Below are 18,776 nucleotides of genomic sequence, written 5' to 3' on the forward strand. Positions count from 1 at the left end.
TTTGAGCGCATGGAGCACTCAGGCAACCGGCAAAGGAATTACTCCATGAACAGCCGTTTCAAGGCATGGCATCACCACCTCGTGTGGACTCTTCCAATGGTGGCCGTGCTCGCTGGCTGCACTGGCGGCGATAAAAACACCCCTAAAACCCACGCGCTGGCGACCTACTCCAGTGCCACTTGGGAAGCTCTACCGGCAGTGTCCGACAACGACCTGGTCGCCGGCTTCGGCTCGTGGCGCAGCGCCTGTACCCGACTCAAGGCCGACGCGGTCTGGGGTTCGACCTGCGCGGCATCCGCCAACGTGCCGCTAACCGCCAACGACATCCGCGGCTTCCTCAAGCAGAACCTCGACGTCTACGGCCTGCGCGCCGCCAATGACAATCCCAACGGTTTGATCACCGGCTATTACGAGCCCGTCTACCCCGGCAGCCTGACCCAGACCGAAGTGGCGAACATTCCGGTGTACGGCGTGCCCGAGGACATGATCATCGTCTCCCTGGACAGCATCTACCCGGAACTCAAAGGCAAACGCCTGCGCGGTCGCCTCGAAGGTCGCGTGCTCAAGCCTTACGACGATGCCGCAACAATTGAGACCAAAGGGGTCAAGGCACCGGTGGTTGCCTGGTTGACCGACCCGATGAACCTGCAATTCCTGCAAATCCAGGGTTCGGGTCGCATCCAGCTCGACGACGGCCGCCAACTGCGCATTGCGTACGCCGACCAGAATGGCCATCCGTATCGGCCGATCGGGCGCTGGCTGGTGGAACAAGGCGAGCTGAAGAAAGAAGACGTGACCATGGGCGCCATCAGCACCTGGGCCAAGGCCAATCCATCGCGTATTCCGGAACTGCTGGGCAGCAACCCGAGTTACGTGTTCTTCACCCGCAACCCGGACAGCAACGAAGGCCCGCGCGGCTCGCTGAACGTTCCGCTGACGGCCGGTTATAGCGCGGCGGTGGATCGCAAAGTGATTCCGCTGGGCAGTCTGCTGTGGTTATCAACCACTAAACCCGACGGCACCGCGCTGGTACGGCCGGTGGCGGCGCAAGATACCGGCGGCGCGATTGCCGGCGAAGTACGTGCGGATCTGTTCTGGGGCACTGGCGAGGCGGCTGGGCAATTGGCCGGGGACATGAAACAGCAGGGGCAAATCTGGATGCTGTGGCCTAAAGGCGCGGCGTTGCCGCAAGTGCCGCAGGTTGCCGATGCGGCGAAGGCCAATCCGTAAGCCTTGTATTTGCAGTTAGATAGTCATCGCGAGCAGGCTCGCTCCCACAGTGGATCTCGGTTGTACACAGCTTTTGTGTTCACTGAAGATCAACTGTGGGAGCGAGCCTGCTCGCGATGAGGCCAGCAAAATCACCGCAATTTTTTCAGACCGACACCACAAAGAAACTGACAATCAACCCCATTCCCACAAACCACACCAACGACCGCAAAATATGCCAGTCCGCCAGGTAGCAAATGATGTAGAGCAACCGGCTGGTGATAAACAAAACCGACAACACATTGATCGTCACCAGCTCGGCATTGCCCGCCAGGTGCGCAACAATCACTGCCGCCGCGAACGCCGGGGTCACTTCAAAACTGTTCAATTGCGCTGCGTGTGCGCGTCTACCCAAACCATTCAGCGATTCGAGAAAGTCCCGGGGGTCATGGTTGTCTTTCAGCCTGTAGCCACCAACGATCTTCGCGATTCCCGTGCAGAGATAGGGCAGGAAGATCGCGATCAAAATGCACCATAGAGCAACCGTCATAAAGCAGTCCTTTCTTCAGTTTTAGAATGTTGAATAGCCGTCAGAACTTCATCACCAAAATACCGACCAGCACCAGCCCACAGGCTAAGAGCCTTGGCCTGCCGAAAGGTTCTTTCAGGTAGCGCATGCCGAACAGCACCACCAGGATCACGCTGATCTCGCGCAACGCCGCCGCTTCCGCAATCGACCCCAGCTGCATTGCCCACAGCACCAAAGCGTAGCTGAACAACACGCAGAACCCGACCGCCAGCCCCAGTCGCCACTGTTCGCGCCAGAACAGCATGAATGCCGGGCGCTTGCGCACCAACGCCAGCAACGGGAACGGCCAGGCGCTGAGAAACGTGACCCAGACCAGGTAGTCCAGAGGATGCGACCAGCGCCGCAACGCCTGGCCATCGATGAAGGTGTAGCAGCCGATGCACAGGCCGATCAGCACCACCACCGGCAACATCGACCACGGCAAACGCGCACCGCCGCCGCCCTGCCAGAGCAGGCACAGCATGCCAAACGGGATTAACAGAATTCCGAAGATCTGCTGATTCGTCAGCACTTCGCCGGCGAAGATCAGCGTCAGTGCCAGCACCACCAGCGGCGACAACCCACGCATCAGCGGATAGACCAAACCGAGGTCTCCGACCCGATAGGCCTGGATCAGCAGATAGCGATAGAGCAATTCGAACGCCGCCGACGCCAGAATCCACGGCCAGATTTCAATCGGTGGCAGCGCCACGAACGGCAGCATCAGGGCGACAAACAGCATCGCGACGCTGTCCATGCACGCCACCACCAGCAACCGTTCGGCGCTGAACTTGATCAGGGTATTCCACGCCGCGTGCAACAGCGCCGCCACCAACACCAGAGCCGTTGCAAGCACGGCATACTCCTTTTTTGTTGATCCCCCTGCCCTGTAGGAACCGGCTTGCTGGCGATGAACGATGACGCGGTCCGTTTGTTGGACCGCAGTGCCTGCATCGCCAGCAAGCCGGCTCCTACAAGGGGCGAGGGATAATTGATTCGCCATATGTCAGCAGCTGTTTATACTGCAAGCAACCACGCCGCACTCAGTTGCGCACAGACTAATTCCAATAATTTTTGCCCCTGCCCGCTCTCCTCGAGAACGGTCATCGGCATGCGTATGCCTGATCAGAGCGTCAAGACTACCGACAGAGACCTTGCGCATGCCACTCGCCTTGCTTGCCCTCGCTGTTGCCGCGTTCGGCATCGGCACCACTGAATTCGTCATCATGGGTTTGCTGCCCGACGTCGCCCGCGACCTCGCCGTGAGCATTCCCCACGCAGGCCTGCTGATCACCGGCTACGCCCTGGGCGTGGTGTTCGGCGCGCCGATCCTCGCGATCGGTACCGCCAACATGCCGCGCAAAGCCACGCTACTGGGCATGACGCTGATGTTCATCCTCGGCAACGTGCTTTGCGCATTGGCGCCGAACTACGCCACGTTGATGGCCGCGCGAGTGGTCACCGCGCTGTGCCACGGTGCATTTTTTGGCATCGGCTCGGTGGTCGCGGCCGGCCTGGTCGCACCTAACAAACGGGCGCAGGCCATTGCCATGATGTTCACCGGCCTGACGCTGGCCAACGTGCTCGGCGTGCCTCTGGGCACTGCGCTCGGGCAATACGCAGGCTGGCGTTCGACGTTCTGGGCGGTCTCCGTGATCGGTGTCATTGCCGCTATCGCACAGTGGCTCTGGCTGCCGAAAGACATCGCAATGGACAAGGCCAACCTCGCCAGCGAGTTCAAAGTGCTGGGCAAGGTCAATGTGTTGTTGGCCCTGGGCATGAGCGTGCTGGCGTCGACCAGTCTGTTTAGCGTGTTCACCTACATCGCGCCCATCCTGCAGGACATCACCGGTGTCAGCCCCCATGGCGTGACGATCATGCTGCTGTTGTTTGGCGTGGGATTGACGGCGGGCAGCATGCTTGGCGGTCGCCTGGCGGACAGTCGATTGCTGCCTTCATTGGTCGGCATGGCGCTGGCCGTAGTGGTGGTATTGGCTGCCTTCAGCCAGACCAGTCACTCGGTGATTCCGGCGGCGATCACCCTGGTGCTGTGGGGGATTTTCGCGTTTGCCCTGTGCCCGATCCTGCAACTGCTGATCATCGATCAGGCGCATGAAGCACCGAACCTCGGTTCGACGCTGAACCAGAGCGCCTTCAACCTCGGAAATGCGGCGGGGGCGTGGATTGGCGGGCTGGTGGTTGCCAGCGGTGCCGATCTGGCGGACCTGCCGTGGACCGGTGCGCTGGTCAGTGGCCTGACGGTGCTGACGGCGCTGTTCTACATCTATCTGCAACGTCGCGGTACGGCTGCGGTCAATGTGTCCGGCTGAATAGTTGCTTCGTTGCCCTTGATATTGCCTTCGCGGGCAAGCCTCGCTCCTACAGGGGATCCCGTAAATCCTGTAGGAGCGAGGCTTGCCCGCGAAGAAGCTGACGCGGTGTATCTGCCCAAACCTGTTTCCCTCCTCCCATCCAAGGACCCCGGATGCTCGAACTTGTCGCTGCCTTTATCTGCCTCACCACACTCCTCACCTACGTCAATTTCCGCTTCATCGGCCTGCCCCCGACCATCGGGGTCATGGTTACTGCGCTGATGTTTTCCCTGCTGCTGCAAGGCCTGAGCTTCCTCGGCTACCCCGGCCTCGAAGAGCGCATTCAGCAGCTGATCGGCCAGATCGACTTTGGCGATCTGCTGATGAACTGGATGCTGTCCTTCCTGCTGTTCGCCGGCGCCTTGCACGTCAACTTGAATGACCTGCGCAGCTATCGCTGGCCCATCGGTTTACTGGCGACGTTCGGCGTTTTGATCGCGACCGCGGTGATCGGCAGCCTCGCCTATTACATTTTCGCCCTGTTCGGCTGGCACGTGAGCTTCCTTTATTGCCTGCTGTTCGGCGCGCTGATTTCCCCCACCGACCCGATCGCGGTCCTCGGCGTGCTACGGACCGCCAATGCGTCCAAGCCTTTGAAAACCACCATCGTCGGCGAGTCGCTGTTCAACGACGGCACGGCCGTGGTGGTCTTCACCGTGTTGCTGGGCATCGCGCAACTCGGCGAAACCCCGACCGTCGGCGCCACGGCGATGCTGTTCGCCCACGAAGCGATTGGCGGCGTGCTGTTTGGTGGGCTGATCGGGTATCTGGTGTACCTGATGATCAAGAGCATCGAGCAGCATCAGATCGAGGTCATGCTGACCCTGGCGCTGGTGATCGGCGGCTCGGCCATGGCGTCGGAGCTGCATGTTTCCGCACCGATCGCAATGGTCGTTGCCGGGCTGATCATCGGCAACCTGGGCCGCAACCTGGCGATGAACGACATGACGCGCAAGTACCTGGACGGTTTCTGGGAACTGCTCGACGACATGCTCAACGCCCTGCTGTTCGCCCTGATTGGCATGGAGCTGTTGCTGCTGCCGTTCAACTGGCTGCACGTGCTGGCCGCGAGCTTGCTGGCCTTGGCGATTTTGCTGTCGCGCCTGCTGACGGTCGCGCCTGCCATTGTGTTGCTGCGTCGCTGGCGCACCGTCCCGCGCGGGACGATCCGGATTCTGACCTGGGGTGGTTTGCGCGGTGGTGTTTCGGTGGCGCTGGCGTTGGCCCTGCCACTGGGCCCGGAGCGTGACTTGCTGCTGAGCATCACCTACATCGTGGTGCTGTCGTCGATCCTGCTGCAGGGTTTGAGCATCGGCAAACTGGTCAAGCACGTGACCCGGGATGAGCCTGCGCCAGCGGCACAGGCTGAGCATCACTGATTACTTCTTGCTCTTCTGCGGGTCGGGATCGGACTCCGAGCCCTGATCCGCAGTCTTCTTCGGCGGTCCGCTCTCACTGCGGATCTGCGCATGACTGATCAGCGCAAAGATGAAGCTGCCGCCGATGATGTTCCCCGCCAGCGTCGGCCCGGCGAATACCATCCAGAAATCCTTCCACGGCAACTCGCCGGCAAACACCAGGTACGAGACCTCGGCCGAACCCACCACGATGTGGGTGAAATCCCCCAGCGCCATGAGGTAGGTGATGAGGATGATGATCCACATCTTCGCGCTCTCCATGGACGGGATCATCCAGACCATGGTGGCAATCATCCAGCCCGATACGATGCCTTTGGCGAACATCTGGCTGGCGTCGTTCTCCATGATCTTGCGCCCGATATCAAGGAAAGCCAGGTCGGTCTTGCTGTCGAAAATCGGCAGATTCAGCATCACGTAGGCCACCAGCAACGTGCCGCATAGGTTGCCCACCAGCACCACCGACCACAGGCGCAACAACCGGCCGAAATTGTTCAGTGTGGGTTTGGTCATGATCGGCAGCACGGCCGTCAGGGTGTTCTCGGTGAACAACTGCTGACGGGCGAGGATCACCGCGAGAAAGCCTGCGCAGTAGCCAAAACTGGCGATGACCTTGAAGCCTTCACCGTCCGGCAGTCGGGAATTGAGCAGCCCCATAGCCATCAGCGACAGACCCATGGTCAGGCCGGCGGCCAGCGCCGACCACCACAAGGCGGCGACACTGCGCTCGAGCTCCTGATCGCCCTGGGTGCGGATGATTTCGTGCAGCACCGCGGCGCGCGGTGGCTGGTTCTTGTCGACCTCGTGCCGTTCTTCCGGCGACAGGTTTGGGGTCTTGCCTTCTTTCTTGGCGTCCATAAAGCTCCGGAACCGGTAGTGTGTCATGTAGGTACGACACGCTTGGTTCGGAGCTGTTCACTGGTCACACAAATTGTAGGAGCCGGCTTGCTGCGGACGGCGTTCCGACGATGGGACCGACTCGGTTTCTGCGGTGACGCTTAAGGCGCCATCGCCAGCAAGCCGGCTCCTACGGACTCGCATTACTCGTCCTTGAACTGGTCTTTGACGTACTTGATCTCAGTCTGGCCATGCGGCGCGGGTAAACCGTCTTCACCCAGATTGACGAAGACAATCTTCTCCACCGTCAGGATGCTTTTGCGGGTGATCTTGTTGCGCACTTCGCACTTCAGGGTGATGGAGGTGCGACCGAACTCGGTGGCGGTGATGCCCAGTTCGATGATGTCGCCCTGGCGCGAGGCGCTGACAAAGTTAATTTCGGAAATGTACTTGGTGACCACACGCTGATTGCCCAACTGGACGATGGCGTAGATCGCCGCTTCTTCGTCAAGCCAGCGCAACAGACTGCCGCCGAACAGCGTGCCGTTGGGGTTGAGGTCTTCGGGTTTTACCCATTTGCGGGTGTGGAAATTCATATTCACTCCTGAGCGTCTTGCCGAATGATGGGGGGCATCATGGCAGAGCCCGACCTAGAGCTCTATTCAGCATCGACTATGGCCTCGATTACCGTTCGGACATTGATCAACAGAAACGCTTTGGAAGATAAGAATAGCCCGCTATAATCGCCACCGTTTCAAAACGGTCATCTTCGATTGATACCGTTTTCCCGCCACCTGTCCGAGGGGCGCTGCAGCAGGTTCGACCTGTCAGGCTCGGATGGGGCGTTGACTGGCCATGATCGGCCGGACACTAAACGCACAACGGCGCCCATTCGCATACATTACGAATGGAGGCTCATCATGAGCGCTGTTATCACGCCTGCAGATTTTACCGATTACAAAGTCGCCGACATGTCCCTGGCTGCCTGGGGCCGTCGCGAAACCATCATCGCCGAATCCGAGATGCCAGCCCTGATGGGTCTGCGCCGCAAGTACGCCGGTGAGCAGCCACTCAAAGGCGCCAAGATCCTCGGCTGCATCCACATGACCATTCAGACTGCCGTGCTGATCGAAACCCTGGTTGCCCTGGGTGCCGAAGTGCGTTGGTCGTCCTGCAACATTTTCTCGACTCAGGACCAGGCCGCTGCTGCTATCGCCGCTGCCGGCATCGCGGTTTACGCCTGGAAAGGCGAGACCGAAGAAGAGTACGAGTGGTGCCTTGAGCAAACCATCCTGAAAGATGGCGCGCCTTGGGATGCCAACATGATCCTCGACGACGGCGGCGACCTGACCGAGCTGCTGCACAAGAAATACCCGGCGATCCTGGACCGCGTTCACGGCGTCACAGAAGAAACCACCACTGGCGTTCACCGCCTGCTGGACATGCTGGCCAAAGGCGAGCTGAAAATCCCGGCCATCAACGTCAACGACTCGGTGACCAAGAGCAAGAACGACAACAAGTACGGCTGCCGTCACAGCCTGAACGATGCAATCAAGCGCGGTACCGACCACCTGCTGTCCGGCAAGCAAGCGCTGGTCATCGGTTACGGTGACGTGGGCAAGGGCTCCGCTCAGTCCCTGCGTCAGGAAGGCATGATCGTTAAAGTCTCCGAAGTCGACCCGATCTGCGCCATGCAAGCCTGCATGGACGGCTACGAGTTGGTTTCGCCGTTCATCGACGGCATCAACGACGGCACCGAAGCCAGCATCGACAAAGCACTGTTGGGCAAGATCGACCTGATCGTGACCACCACCGGCAACGTCAATGTTTGCGACGCGAACATGCTCAAAGCCCTGAAGAAGCGCGCTGTTGTCTGCAACATCGGCCACTTCGACAACGAAATCGACACCGCTTTCATGCGCAAGAACTGGGCATGGGAAGAAGTGAAGCCACAGGTTCACAAAATTCACCGTACCGGCGCTGGCGCATTCGATGCCCAGAACGACGACTACCTGATCCTGCTGGCCGAAGGCCGTCTGGTTAACCTGGGTAACGCCACTGGCCACCCAAGCCGCATCATGGACGGTTCGTTCGCCAACCAGGTTCTGGCACAGATCTTCCTGTTCGGCCAGAAGTACGCCGACCTGTCGCCAGCCCAGAAAGCCGAGCGTCTGACTGTTGAAGTACTGCCAAAGAAACTCGACGAAGAAGTGGCCCTGGAAATGGTCCGCGGTTTCGGCGGCGTTGTGACTCAACTGACCAAGACCCAGGCCGACTACATCGGCGTGACCGTCGAAGGCCCGTTCAAGCCGCACGCTTACCGCTACTGATTCGCTGACCGGCAATAGCGGTGTTCTGATACACCGCGTTGCCTGCATCGCCAGCAAGCCGGCTCCTACAGGGTTTGTGTCGTACACGTTACTCACGTACGACCGCTCCCCTGTAGGAGCCGGCTTGCTGGCGATTGCGGACAAACCGGCCCCACAGGCTTACGCGTTTTAAAGGATATGACCATGTCCCAAGACCGTCGCTACAGCTTCGAGTTCTTCCCTACGAAGACCGACGCTGGGCATGAAAAGCTACTCGCCACTGCTCGTCAGCTGGCTACGTACAACCCCGATTTCTTCTCCTGCACCTACGGCGCAGGCGGTTCGACCCGTGATCGCACGCTCAACACCGTGTTGCAGCTCGAAAGCGAAGTCAAAGTCCCGGCCGCACCGCATCTGTCCTGTGTTGGCGACAGCAAGGACGATCTGCGCGGCCTGCTGACTGAATACAAGGCTGCCGGCATCAAGCGTATCGTTGCCCTGCGCGGTGACCTGCCTTCGGGTATGGGCATGGCCAGCGGCGAATTGCGCCACGCCAACGACCTGGTTCAATTCATTCGTGAAGAAACCGGCGATCATTTCCACATCGAAGTTGCTGCTTATCCGGAGATGCATCCGCAAGCGCGCAATTTCGAAGACGATTTGAACAACTTCGTGCGCAAGGCCAACGCTGGCGCCAACAGTGCGATCACCCAGTACTTCTTCAACGCCGACAGTTACTTCTACTTCGTCGAGCGTGTACGGGCGATGGGCGTGAACATCCCGATCGTGCCGGGGATCATGCCGATCACCAACTACAGCAAGCTCGCGCGTTTTTCCGACGCTTGCGGTGCGGAAATCCCGCGCTGGATTCGCAAGCAGCTGGAAGCCTACGGCGACGACACCCAGAGCATTCAAGGCTTTGGTGAGCAAGTCATCACCGAAATGTGCGAACGCCTGCTGCAAGGTGGCGCGCCGGGGCTGCACTTCTACACACTGAATCAGGCTGAAGCGAGCCTGGCGGTGTGGAACAACCTGAAGCTGCCGCGCTGAAACAGTGCAGCACTCCGATAAGGCTCTGGCGCAATCCAGGGCCTTTTTTATGGATTGCGCATCGGGCCCGCACTTGTGGATCCGGTTTCTGGCTCTTTGTGATTTCTCGTCGTAATCTCAAGCCATGCCTTTGATCGCCCAGTTACTGACCGTGTTTCTTTTCACTTGCCTGAGCTTTGCCGCTCGGGGCGAGAAGCTGCGCATTGTTACCGAGCCATGGGCGCCTTATGTCTATGAGCAAGACGGCAAATCCCTGGGCCTGGATTACGAAACCACGGCCATCGTCTTCAAACGCCTGGGGATCGAAGTGGACTGGCAGTTCCTGCCATGGAAACGCTGCCTGTCGATGCTTGAAACGGGCCAGGCGGATGGCGCGCTGGACATTTTTCACAGCGATGAACGCGACGCCACCTTGCTCTACCCCAGCGAACCGCTGTCGGAAGTCGAGTTCGTGATGTTCTATGCAAACGAGCGCCCCCATCCGTTTCGCACCCTGGGCGACCTCAAAGGCCTGACCATCGGCACCTCGCCGGGCTACCTCTACAGCAAGGATTTCAGCGAATCGGCCCTGTTCACCCGGGAGCCGGCTCCGACCCATGAAGCCAACTTCGGCAAACTGGTCCGCGGGCGGATCGACCTGCTGATCACCGATCGCCGGGTCGGGCAGCACTTGCTCGACGAATTGGGCATCCGCGACAAGATCACCGAAAACCCGACTGTCATCAGCCATCAGAGCCAGTTTTTGGCGGTACGGCGCAACGCCGGCATGGATTTGCTGGTGCAGCGTTTCGGTGCCGAGCTCAAGCGCTTCAAGCGCGAGCCCGCCTACGCTGAGCTCAGCGCCCGTTACGGCGCGGGTCCCGGCACCGGGGGGCAAGCCACCACCGCCACCACGGCCACGGTAAAAACCGTTGAGCAGCAGGAAAGCGGCGCGCAGTGATTGCTCTGTTATACTCCGGCGTTCCCGCCAGGCTCACGCCCGGACGCTCGGACTTGTTCAAGGCATCTCGATCCGCTACAGCGCAGCTTTTCAGCCCGCGCGAGCACTCCAGACGAGCTTTCAAGGCCCAGCAGGACCGGACGGGATTGCGTTCTTCTTAAACGCCATTCGCGCCAGGCAAGACTCCCATTGGGCCAAGCCCTAACTAAAACAGGATTACTCATGTCCTTTGCTTCCCTCGGTCTCTCCGAGGCTTTAGTCCGCGCCATCGAGGCAGCGGGCTATACCGAGCCTACTCCGGTGCAACAGCGGGCTATTCCCGCCGTGTTGCAAGGTCGCGACCTGATGGTTGCGGCTCAGACAGGTACTGGTAAAACCGGCGGCTTCGCCCTTCCGATTCTGGAGCGGTTGTTTCCGGGCGGTCACCCGGACAAATCCCAGCGTCACGGCCCGCGCCAACCGCGCGTACTGGTCCTGACCCCTACTCGCGAACTCGCGGCTCAAGTACACGAGAGCTTCAAGGTTTATGCCCGTGACCTGAAGTTCGTCAGCGCCTGCATCTTTGGCGGCGTCGGCATGAACCCGCAGGTTCAGGCCATGTCCCGCGGTGTTGACGTGCTGGTGGCCTGCCCTGGCCGCCTGCTCGACCTCGCCGGCCAAGGCAGCGTCGATCTGTCCCACGTGGAAATCCTCGTACTGGACGAAGCCGACCGCATGCTCGACATGGGCTTTGTCCATGACGTGAAGAAGGTCCTGGCTCGTCTGCCGAGCAAACGCCAGAACCTGCTGTTCTCGGCGACGTTCTCCAAAGACATCACCGACCTCGCCGGCAAGCTGCTGCACAACCCGGAACGCATCGAAGTCACGCCGCCGAACACCACGGTCGAGCGCATCGAGCAACGCGTCTTCCGCCTGCCAGCCAACCACAAGCGTTCGCTGCTGGCGCACCTGATCACCGCTGGCGCCTGGGAACAGGTCCTGGTGTTCACCCGCACCAAGCACGGCGCCAACCGTCTGGCCGAGTACCTGGACAAACACGGCCTCGCTGCCGTCGCGATCCACGGCAACAAGAGCCAGAACGCCCGCACCAAAGCCCTGGCCGACTTCAAGGCCGGTGAAGTGCGCATCCTGGTTGCCACAGATATCGCCGCTCGCGGCCTCGACATCGACCAGTTGCCACACGTGGTCAACTTCGAACTGCCGAACGTCGACGAAGATTACGTTCACCGTATCGGCCGTACTGGCCGGGCCGGTCGTTCGGGCGAGGCGATCTCGCTGGTCGCTCCGGACGAAGAAAAGCTGCTGAAAAGTATCGAGCGCATGACCAAGCAGAAGATTGCCGACGGCAACCTGATGGGCTTCGACTCCAGCGCTGTAGAAGCCGAGAAGCCAGAAGTCCGCGAGCGTCCGGATGTGCGTAACCCGCGCAACCCACGTGGCCCGCGCGGCGACGGCCCGACCGGCACTGGCGGTGGCGGCGGTCGTAAGGACAAAGGCAAGGACAAGGGCGGCAAGGAAAAACCTGCTGCCACTGGCCGTGGCGATCGCCCTGCCCGTGAGCACAAACCACGTGAAGGCACCCCGGCTCGCGAACAACAGCGTCCGGCGCCACGCGCTGCTGCTGATCGTGCTCCGGACGAGTTCCTGGACGACGACGTGGATAACTTCGGTAACCGCGTTGACTACGTTCCCCAGGCCAAACCGGCCCAGGGCCGTGGTCGTCGTCCGGGTGCTCCGGCACAAGGCGCGGCAGCCGGCGCTGGCGCAGGTGCTCCGCGCACCGGCGGCAAGCCTCAGGGTCGCCAAAGCGGTCCGCGCAGCAGCGACGGCGCCACCACCGGCACGCCGCCGGCCAAGCGCAGCGGTCCACGCAACGGTGCTCCACGTGACGGCCAGGCCCGTCGCGAAGAGTCGCGCAACCGTCGCCCGGCCCGCACCGACGACCAGCCCCGTTCGGAACCGGCCGTGCAAAACCCGCGCGGCCCGGCACCGAAGATCATTCACAAGGAGTCGAAAACCGATCGTTTCCCGACTCCTGAGCAACTTGATCAACTGCCAGGTCGTCCTCGTGGTGAGAAACCAGCGTTGCTGACCCGCAATCGCTGATTTAGCGCTGCAATGAAAAATGCCCCGGATCTCACGATCCGGGGCATTTTTTTATGCCGCACCGATTAACTGTAGGAGCGAGGCTTGCCCGCGAAGGGGTCATCTGCGACACCACGGAAACCGAGGTGAAGCCTTCGCGGGCAAGCCTCGCTCCTACAGGGGGGGTGGCGTACATGAAGATTGCGGCAGGCAATAAAAAACGCCCCCGATCGCGAGATCGGGGGCGTTTTTGTGTCAGGCGCGAATATTACTTCGCTTTCACACCTTCAAACGTCACGTACAACTCGACCGCATCGGACGATGGGCCCAGGTCTTTCTGCTTGCCGAAATCGGAACGCTTGATGCTGGTGGTGCCTTCAAAGCCGGCACGGTAGCCGCCCCATGGATCCTTGCCTTCGCCCAGGAAGGTAGCCTTGACCACGACTGGCTTGGTCACGCCAAGGATAGTCAGGTCACCGGTCACGTCGGCAGTGTCTTTGCCAGCGGCGTTTTTGCCGGTGGATTTGACGCTGGTGGAGACGAACTTGGCTTTAGACCCGTCCAGGAAGTCTTTGCTGGAGATGTGCTTGTCGCGCTCAGCGTTGTTGGTAAACACACTGGCGGTGTTCACGTTGAACTCGATCTTGCTGTCTTCTGGCTTGGCAGCGTCGAAGCTGAACTTGCCGTCGATGTCCTTGAAGGTACCGGTGATGAAGCTGTAGCCCAAGTGGCTGATCTTGAAGTCAACGAAGGCGTGCTGGCCTTCTTTGTCGACGACGTAGTCAGCCGCCATCACGTTAGCGGACAGCAGAGCCGAACCGATTGCCAGAGCAGCGAGTGTTTTTTTCAACATGCTTTCTATTCCTTTGGAGTCGAGGTTGAACTTCAGGCTTTGCGGCCCAGCATTCGATTGAGGGTCGCATCACGATCGATAAAGTGGTGCTTCAATGCTGCCAACGCATGGAGACCGGAAAAAATTACCAGCACCCACGCCAGATACAGATGAATCACACCGGCGGTGTCTGCCTGGTCCGGTAGTCCGGAAACCAGCGCAGGAACTTCAAACAGGCCAAACACCGAAATCCCGACACCGTCTGCGGTGGAAATCAGGTATCCGGCAATCATCACAGCAAACAGACCGAGGTACAGAAACGAATGACCGAATTTGGCGCCAAGACGCGTCATGCGGCTATACGTTTCCAGTGCCGGCGGTGGCGGGCTGACAAAGCGCCACAACACCCGCAGGACCATGACGGCCAACAACACCAGGCCAATGCTCTTGTGCAATTCCGGCGCGTCTTTGCGCCAGGTGCTGTAGTAGTCGAGACCGACCATCCACAAGCCCAGCGCAAACAAACCAACGACCACCAGCGCCACGCCCCAGTGCATGAAGATGCTGACCCAACCGTAGCGGGAAGTAGAGTTACGTAGCTGCATTGCCCAAATCCTGTGAGAACTGCGACCAAGACTATCGAGTTACCTATCGAATTAAAGCGGAAAATTTCGCTTTGAAATATCGAGAAATACGATCAAGAGTCTGAAATCGGTGAGTTAAGGAAAGATTAAAGACCAATGTGTGAAAAAAATGACGTCCAAATCAAGAACACCTGCCCAATGAGGTTTATTCGGTTCTTTTCTTCAGCCATAAAAAAACGCGGCATTTGCGCCGCGTTTCTTTAATCCCAAAGCTTACTGCGCTTTGGTATCTGTTGCCGGAGTCGTAGCGGGTTTGTCCGCTGGCTTCTTCGCCGGTTCAGCTTTCTTCGCAGGAGCTTTTGCCGGAGCCTTTTTGGCTTCGGTTTTAGCCGCTGGTTTCTTCGCCGCAGGCTTGGCGGCTGCCTTCTTGGCGGGCTCGGCTTTTACCGGCACAGCAGGCTTCGCTGCTTCAACTGGTGCAGGGGCCGGAGTTGGCGCTGGAGCAGGAGCCGGTGCTGGCGGAGCGACAGGCTCTGGTGCCTTGACCAGTTCCGGCTTCTTGTCGTCATCAGACGAACCGCCGAACAGGTTGGTGAAGAAGTTACCTTTCTTCGCCGCCACCGCGCCGGCCGCTACAGCAGTCGCTGCCGGAACAACCTTAGCCGGTTCAAACGACTTGCCCGCCGCCAGGTCTTCAACCTGACTGGCCGCGCGCTGACCGGTGCGCAATGCGCCTTCCAGCGTGCCTGGGTACAAAGTGTCGGTGTGTTCGCCAGCGAACGCTACACGTTGCAGCGGACGTTCCCACAGGCGCCAGTACTTGCTGATCTGGCCCGGGCCGAAGGCCAGGTAAGCGCCGCCCATCGACGGGTCGGTGCTGTAGCGGCGGATTTCATAGCCGGTGAATGAACCGCGCGCCTGTGGATAAAACGCGTGCAGACGAATCAGCACCTGGTCGACCATTTGCTTGTCGCCGAACGCCTGCATGACGCGCGCGTTGTCGCCGGACAGGTTGATCACCACGTTGGCGCCGCCCTTCAGCGCCGGCTCGACCCACATCATGCCCAGGCCGGTGTTGCTGTAGATCTCGCCGGACATGCGCGCCTTGCTTTCCCACACTGGCGTCTTGAACTTCAGCATGATCTGGTCACGCCAGCCGTAGTTGGTGCCTTTGATGGCGCCCATGTGCTGGGCATCCAGCGCCGGGATCATCTGGATTTTGTTCAGTGCACGCAACGGCACCGCTACCACGACATAGTCAGCCTGATAGCCAACGCTGCCGACTTTGACGGTCACGCCGTCCTTGTCCTGGGTGATGGACGACACCGGGGAACTGGTCTTGATGGTTTTCAGCTGTTTGACGAAGGCCTGGGCCAGTACCGGGCTACCGCCGAGCAGGCGCGAGGCACGCAGGTCACGGTCGGAGACGCCACGGTAAACACGGCTCTGCTGTGCGAAATACAGCAGCGACAGGCGCGAAGGTTCGTCGTAACGGGTACGAATCTGCTGGTTCACCAACTGGCGTGCAGTGGCTGGCAGGCTCAAACGGTCGAGCCAGTTGGAGACGTTGATCTGATCCAGAGCGTGCAGCGTACTGTTGGCCGCCGGGTTCTGAGGATCTTCGATCGAACGCGCCAGATCATCCACGGTCTTTTCGTAGCGCTTGAGTGCTTCGGCAGTGGCCGGTTCCTTGGTGGCCAGATCGGCAGCGGTGTAATACACGCCATCGATCAGGTAGCTCGGAGTCCGCACGAACTCAGGGGCTGGCGTGGTGCCCAGCTTGAAGGTCGATACGTATTTGTTCAGGACCGGCTGGGTCTTGTCGTTGCCGATCCACTCACTGGTGGCCATACCGGAGCGACCGCCCAGGTTCGGCTTGGCTTCCAGCAGGGTCACCTGCCAGCCTTTGTTCTGCAGTTCGTAAGCCGCCGTCAGACCCGAGAGCCCGCCGCCGATCACGATCGCCGTTTTATCCTTGGCCAGCGCAGACACGCTGAACAGCCCCAACATCACCAGCGCACAGGCGCGCAGCCAACCAGCAGACATTCAGCGAACTCCGGAAATACACGAGGAAATAGCGGTTTTGCGAGTCAGACGACTCAAAGAACCGCGAAGAATACGTCAGCCATCAAAACGCCGCTAGCAACGTCTATCGACCTATACAAAGTAGCTCAATCGACACAATGGGTTGTCCCCGTGCGATGCATTGCATAGGCTTGCGCGATTGTTTGCCCGCGAAACCAGCGAGCCGCCTCGAGGAGACTGAACATGGGCCTGAATAATCAGTGGATGCAACGCGATCTCGCGGTGTTGTGGCATCCCTGCACCCAGATGAAAGACCACGAACAGCTGCCGCTGATCCCGATCAAGCGTGGTGAAGGCGTGTGGCTGGAAGACTTCGAAGGCAAACGCTACCTCGACGCCGTCAGCTCCTGGTGGGTCAACGTGTTTGGCCACGCCAACCCGCGCATCAACCAGCGCATCAAGGACCAGGTCGATCAGCTGGAGCACGTGATCCTTGCCGGGTTCAGCCATCAGCCGGTGATCGAGTTGTCCGAGCGCCTGGTGAAAATGACGCCGGAAGGCCTGACCCGGTGCTTCTACGCCGATAACGGTTCGTCCTGCATCGAAGTCGCGCTGAAAATGAGCTTTCACTACTGGCTCAACCGCGGCCAGCCGAACAAGAAGCGCTTCGTCACCCTGACCAACAGCTACCACGGCGAAACCATGGCGGCGATGTCGGTAGGTGACGTGCCGCTGTTCACCGAAACCTACAAGGCGTTGCTGCTGGACACCATCAAGGTGCCGAGCCCCGATTGCTACCTGCGTCCCGAAGGCATGAGCTGGGAAGAACATTCGCGCAACATGTTCGCCGCCATGGAACAGACCCTGGCCGAGAACCATGACACCGTCGCGGCAGTGATCGTCGAGCCGCTGATCCAGGGCGCGGGCGGTATGCGCATGTACCACCCGGTGTACCTCAAATTGCTGCGCGAAGCCTGTGATCGCTACGGCGTGCACCTGATCCACGACGAAATCGCCGTCGGCTTCGGCCGCACCGGGACGATGTTTGCCTGTGAACAGGCCGGCATCCGCCCGGACTTCCTCTGCCTGTCCAAGGCCCTGACCGGCGGCTACCTGCCGCTGGCGGCCTGCGTGACGACCGAAGACGTCTACAGCGCGTTCTACGACGACTACCCGACCCTGCGCGCCTTCCTGCATTCGCACAGCTACACCGGCAACCCGCTGGCGTGCGCGGCGGCATTGGCGACGCTGGATATCTTCGAAGAAGACAACGTCATCGAGAACAACAAGGCATTGGCGCAGCGCATGGCCTCCGCCACTGCGCACTTGGCTGATCACCCGAACGTCTCGGAAGTGCGCCAGACCGGCATGGTCCTGGCCATCGAGATGGTCAAGGACAAGGCGACGAAAGAAGCTTACCCGTGGCAGGAACGTCGCGGCTTGAAGGTGTTCCAGCATGCGTTGGAGCGCGGTGCTTTACTTCGACCGTTGGGCAGCGTGGTGTACTTCCTGCCGCCGTACGTGATCACCCCGGAGCAGATCGACTTTCTGGCCGAAGTGGCCAGTGAAGGCATCGACATCGCGACACGTGATGGCGTCAGTGTGTCCGTGCCGAAAGACTTCCACCCCGGCTTCCGCGATCCGGGCTGAAAGTCACCGAGAAACCCTGTGGCGAGGGAGCTTGCTCCCGCTGGACTGCGCAGCAGTCCCTTTTCAGGGCTGCTTCGCACCCCAGCGGGAGCAAGCTCCCTCGCCACAAAAGCCAGCCACATTTGCGACTCGATCCAACTTACTGATTCAGTAGAGACCCAGCATGAGACTGTCCCGCTTCTTCATCGACGCCCCCTTGAGCATCGGCCAACACGAATTGCCAGAAGCCCAGGCCCATTACATCAGCCGCGTGCTGCGCATGGCCGAGGGTGATGCGCTGCAACTGTTCGATGGCTCGGGCCATGAGTTCCGCGCCACGCTGGCGGAGGTCGGCAAGAAGCGCGTCGTCGTGCAGATCGATGAAAGCTTCGCCGGGCAGGTCGAATCGACCCTTGCGATCCATCTCGGCCAGGGCTTGTCCCGTGGCGAGCGCATGGATTGGGCGATTCAAAAAGCAACTGAACTAGGCGTCACTGAAATCACCCCGATTTTCAGCGACCGCTGTGAAGTCCGCCTGAAGGACGAACGCGCCGACAAACGCTTGATGCATTGGCGCCAGGTGGCGATCAGCGCGTGCGAGCAATGCGGGCGTTCACGGGTGCCGGTGATTCATCCGCCGCTGTTGCTGGCAGACTGGTTGAAGCAGACCGAGGCTGAATTGAAACTGGTGCTGCATCCGGTGGCTGAGCCGTTGGTGAGTCATGAGAAGCCTGGGACGCTGGCGTTCTTGATTGGGCCGGAAGGCGGGTTGTCGGATGCTGAGGTTGATCAGGCTAAAGGGGCTGGTTTTCATGCCGCTCGCCTCGGGCCTCGGGTGTTGCGCACGGAGACCGCGCCGGTGGTTGCACTGGCAGTGGCCCAGCAGCTTTGGGGTGACTTCTAGGCCGCCATCGCTAGCAG

16 protein-coding genes and 1 riboswitch are annotated in these 18,776 nt (G+C 60.1%); of the genes, 9 read left to right on the forward strand and 7 right to left on the reverse strand.

Annotated features, from left to right (window positions below; all coding sequences use genetic code 11):
* Nucleotides 1-45: 45 nt before the first annotated feature.
* The gene (gene mltA, locus ACA070_RS28950) at nt 46-1,230 is read left to right on the forward strand and encodes a murein transglycosylase A (RefSeq protein ID WP_497449271.1); all 1,185 of its coding nucleotides are present in this window, start codon (nt 46-48) and stop codon (nt 1,228-1,230) included.
* A 145-nt stretch (nt 1,231-1,375) separates the two neighbouring features.
* Here the strand turns inward: mltA and ACA070_RS28955 are convergent, their stop codons facing one another.
* Nucleotides 1,376-1,759, reverse strand: coding sequence for an MAPEG family protein (locus ACA070_RS28955; RefSeq protein WP_497449272.1), 384 nt, complete (start codon nt 1,757-1,759; stop codon nt 1,376-1,378).
* 40 nt (nt 1,760-1,799) lie between these two features.
* Nucleotides 1,800-2,633: an EamA family transporter gene (locus tag ACA070_RS28960; RefSeq protein WP_497449273.1), complete on the reverse strand. Its 834-nt coding sequence runs from the start codon at nt 2,631-2,633 to the stop codon at nt 1,800-1,802.
* A 304-nt stretch (nt 2,634-2,937) separates the two neighbouring features.
* Between ACA070_RS28960 and ACA070_RS28965 the strand changes: the two genes are divergently transcribed.
* Together ACA070_RS28965 and ACA070_RS28970 are read left to right on the forward strand one after the other, a co-directional pair.
* Complete coding sequence (locus ACA070_RS28965; RefSeq protein WP_497449274.1) at nt 2,938-4,107, forward strand: MFS transporter; 1,170 nt, start codon at nt 2,938-2,940, stop codon at nt 4,105-4,107.
* 155 nt (nt 4,108-4,262) lie between these two features.
* Nucleotides 4,263-5,528 (forward strand): cation:proton antiporter, encoded by a 1,266-nt coding sequence (locus ACA070_RS28970; protein ID WP_497449275.1) that lies wholly within the window; start codon nt 4,263-4,265, stop codon nt 5,526-5,528.
* Here ACA070_RS28970 and ACA070_RS28975 read toward each other — a convergent pair whose 3' ends face one another.
* Nucleotides 5,529-6,422 (reverse strand): formate/nitrite transporter family protein, encoded by an 894-nt coding sequence (locus ACA070_RS28975; RefSeq protein ID WP_497449276.1) that lies wholly within the window; start codon nt 6,420-6,422, stop codon nt 5,529-5,531. It abuts the gene before it with no gap.
* Between the two features lie 182 nt (nt 6,423-6,604).
* Nucleotides 6,605-6,997 (reverse strand): acyl-CoA thioesterase, encoded by a 393-nt coding sequence (locus ACA070_RS28980; protein ID WP_497449277.1) that lies wholly within the window; start codon nt 6,995-6,997, stop codon nt 6,605-6,607.
* Nucleotides 6,998-7,195: 198 nt separating this feature from the next.
* Nucleotides 7,196-7,298: riboswitch (S-adenosyl-L-homocysteine riboswitch) on the forward strand.
* 23 nt (nt 7,299-7,321) lie between these two features.
* On the opposite strand from ACA070_RS28980, the gene ahcY reads away from it, so the two are divergent.
* From ahcY to rhlE2, 4 genes are all read left to right on the forward strand, one after another.
* Nucleotides 7,322-8,731, forward strand: coding sequence for an adenosylhomocysteinase (ahcY, locus tag ACA070_RS28985; RefSeq protein ID WP_462029669.1), 1,410 nt, complete (start codon nt 7,322-7,324; stop codon nt 8,729-8,731).
* A gap of 183 nt (nt 8,732-8,914) precedes the next feature.
* Nucleotides 8,915-9,760, forward strand: a complete 846-nt coding sequence (gene metF / locus ACA070_RS28990; protein WP_497449278.1) for a methylenetetrahydrofolate reductase [NAD(P)H] — start codon at nt 8,915-8,917, stop codon at nt 9,758-9,760.
* Between the two features lie 124 nt (nt 9,761-9,884).
* On the forward strand, nt 9,885-10,700 hold the full coding sequence (locus ACA070_RS28995; RefSeq protein ID WP_497449279.1) for a substrate-binding periplasmic protein: 816 nt from the start codon (nt 9,885-9,887) through the stop codon (nt 10,698-10,700).
* A 222-nt stretch (nt 10,701-10,922) separates the two neighbouring features.
* On the forward strand, nt 10,923-12,806 hold the full coding sequence (rhlE2, locus tag ACA070_RS29000) for an RNA helicase RhlE2 (protein WP_497449280.1): 1,884 nt from the start codon (nt 10,923-10,925) through the stop codon (nt 12,804-12,806).
* A gap of 247 nt (nt 12,807-13,053) precedes the next feature.
* Here rhlE2 and ACA070_RS29005 read toward each other — a convergent pair whose 3' ends face one another.
* From ACA070_RS29005 to ACA070_RS29015, 3 genes are all read right to left on the reverse strand, one after another.
* Entirely contained in the window at nt 13,054-13,638 is a 585-nt protein-coding gene (locus ACA070_RS29005) for a YceI family protein (RefSeq protein WP_497449281.1), read from the reverse strand.
* A gap of 32 nt (nt 13,639-13,670) precedes the next feature.
* The gene (locus ACA070_RS29010; protein ID WP_497449282.1) at nt 13,671-14,222 is read right to left on the reverse strand and encodes a cytochrome b; all 552 of its coding nucleotides are present in this window, start codon (nt 14,220-14,222) and stop codon (nt 13,671-13,673) included.
* 252 nt (nt 14,223-14,474) lie between these two features.
* Entirely contained in the window at nt 14,475-16,247 is a 1,773-nt protein-coding gene (locus ACA070_RS29015) for a flavin monoamine oxidase family protein (RefSeq protein WP_497449283.1), read from the reverse strand.
* A 222-nt stretch (nt 16,248-16,469) separates the two neighbouring features.
* Here ACA070_RS29015 and ACA070_RS29020 point away from each other — a divergent pair, with 222 nt between their 5' ends.
* Together ACA070_RS29020 and ACA070_RS29025 are read left to right on the forward strand one after the other, a co-directional pair.
* Nucleotides 16,470-17,876, forward strand: a complete 1,407-nt coding sequence (locus tag ACA070_RS29020; RefSeq protein WP_438658942.1) for an adenosylmethionine--8-amino-7-oxononanoate transaminase — start codon at nt 16,470-16,472, stop codon at nt 17,874-17,876.
* A gap of 163 nt (nt 17,877-18,039) precedes the next feature.
* Nucleotides 18,040-18,759, forward strand: a complete 720-nt coding sequence (locus ACA070_RS29025) for a 16S rRNA (uracil(1498)-N(3))-methyltransferase (RefSeq protein WP_497449284.1) — start codon at nt 18,040-18,042, stop codon at nt 18,757-18,759.
* Nucleotides 18,760-18,776: the final 17 nt, after the last annotated feature.

It is taken from the genome of Pseudomonas sp. LBUM1678 (assembly GCF_059695575.1).

Excerpts from the sequence above, each read along its gene's own strand:
- mltA (WP_497449271.1), top strand. The coding sequence starts at position 46 with ATGAACAGCCGTTTCAAGGCATGGCATCACCACCTCGTGTGGACTCTT.
- ACA070_RS28955 (WP_497449272.1), bottom strand. The coding sequence starts at position 1,759 with ATGACGGTTGCTCTATGGTGCATTTTGATCGCGATCTTCCTGCCCTAT.
- ACA070_RS28965 (WP_497449274.1), top strand. The coding sequence starts at position 2,938 with ATGCCACTCGCCTTGCTTGCCCTCGCTGTTGCCGCGTTCGGCATCGGC.
- ACA070_RS28970 (WP_497449275.1), top strand. The coding sequence starts at position 4,263 with ATGCTCGAACTTGTCGCTGCCTTTATCTGCCTCACCACACTCCTCACC.
- ACA070_RS28975 (WP_497449276.1), bottom strand. The coding sequence starts at position 6,422 with ATGGACGCCAAGAAAGAAGGCAAGACCCCAAACCTGTCGCCGGAAGAA.
- ACA070_RS28980 (WP_497449277.1), bottom strand. The coding sequence starts at position 6,997 with ATGAATTTCCACACCCGCAAATGGGTAAAACCCGAAGACCTCAACCCC.
- ahcY (WP_462029669.1), top strand. The coding sequence starts at position 7,322 with ATGAGCGCTGTTATCACGCCTGCAGATTTTACCGATTACAAAGTCGCC.
- metF (WP_497449278.1), top strand. The coding sequence starts at position 8,915 with ATGTCCCAAGACCGTCGCTACAGCTTCGAGTTCTTCCCTACGAAGACC.
- ACA070_RS28995 (WP_497449279.1), top strand. The coding sequence starts at position 9,885 with ATGCCTTTGATCGCCCAGTTACTGACCGTGTTTCTTTTCACTTGCCTG.
- rhlE2 (WP_497449280.1), top strand. The coding sequence starts at position 10,923 with ATGTCCTTTGCTTCCCTCGGTCTCTCCGAGGCTTTAGTCCGCGCCATC.
- ACA070_RS29005 (WP_497449281.1), bottom strand. The coding sequence starts at position 13,638 with ATGTTGAAAAAAACACTCGCTGCTCTGGCAATCGGTTCGGCTCTGCTG.
- ACA070_RS29010 (WP_497449282.1), bottom strand. The coding sequence starts at position 14,222 with ATGCAGCTACGTAACTCTACTTCCCGCTACGGTTGGGTCAGCATCTTC.
- ACA070_RS29015 (WP_497449283.1), bottom strand. The coding sequence starts at position 16,247 with ATGTCTGCTGGTTGGCTGCGCGCCTGTGCGCTGGTGATGTTGGGGCTG.
- ACA070_RS29020 (WP_438658942.1), top strand. The coding sequence starts at position 16,470 with ATGGGCCTGAATAATCAGTGGATGCAACGCGATCTCGCGGTGTTGTGG.
- ACA070_RS29025 (WP_497449284.1), top strand. The coding sequence starts at position 18,040 with ATGAGACTGTCCCGCTTCTTCATCGACGCCCCCTTGAGCATCGGCCAA.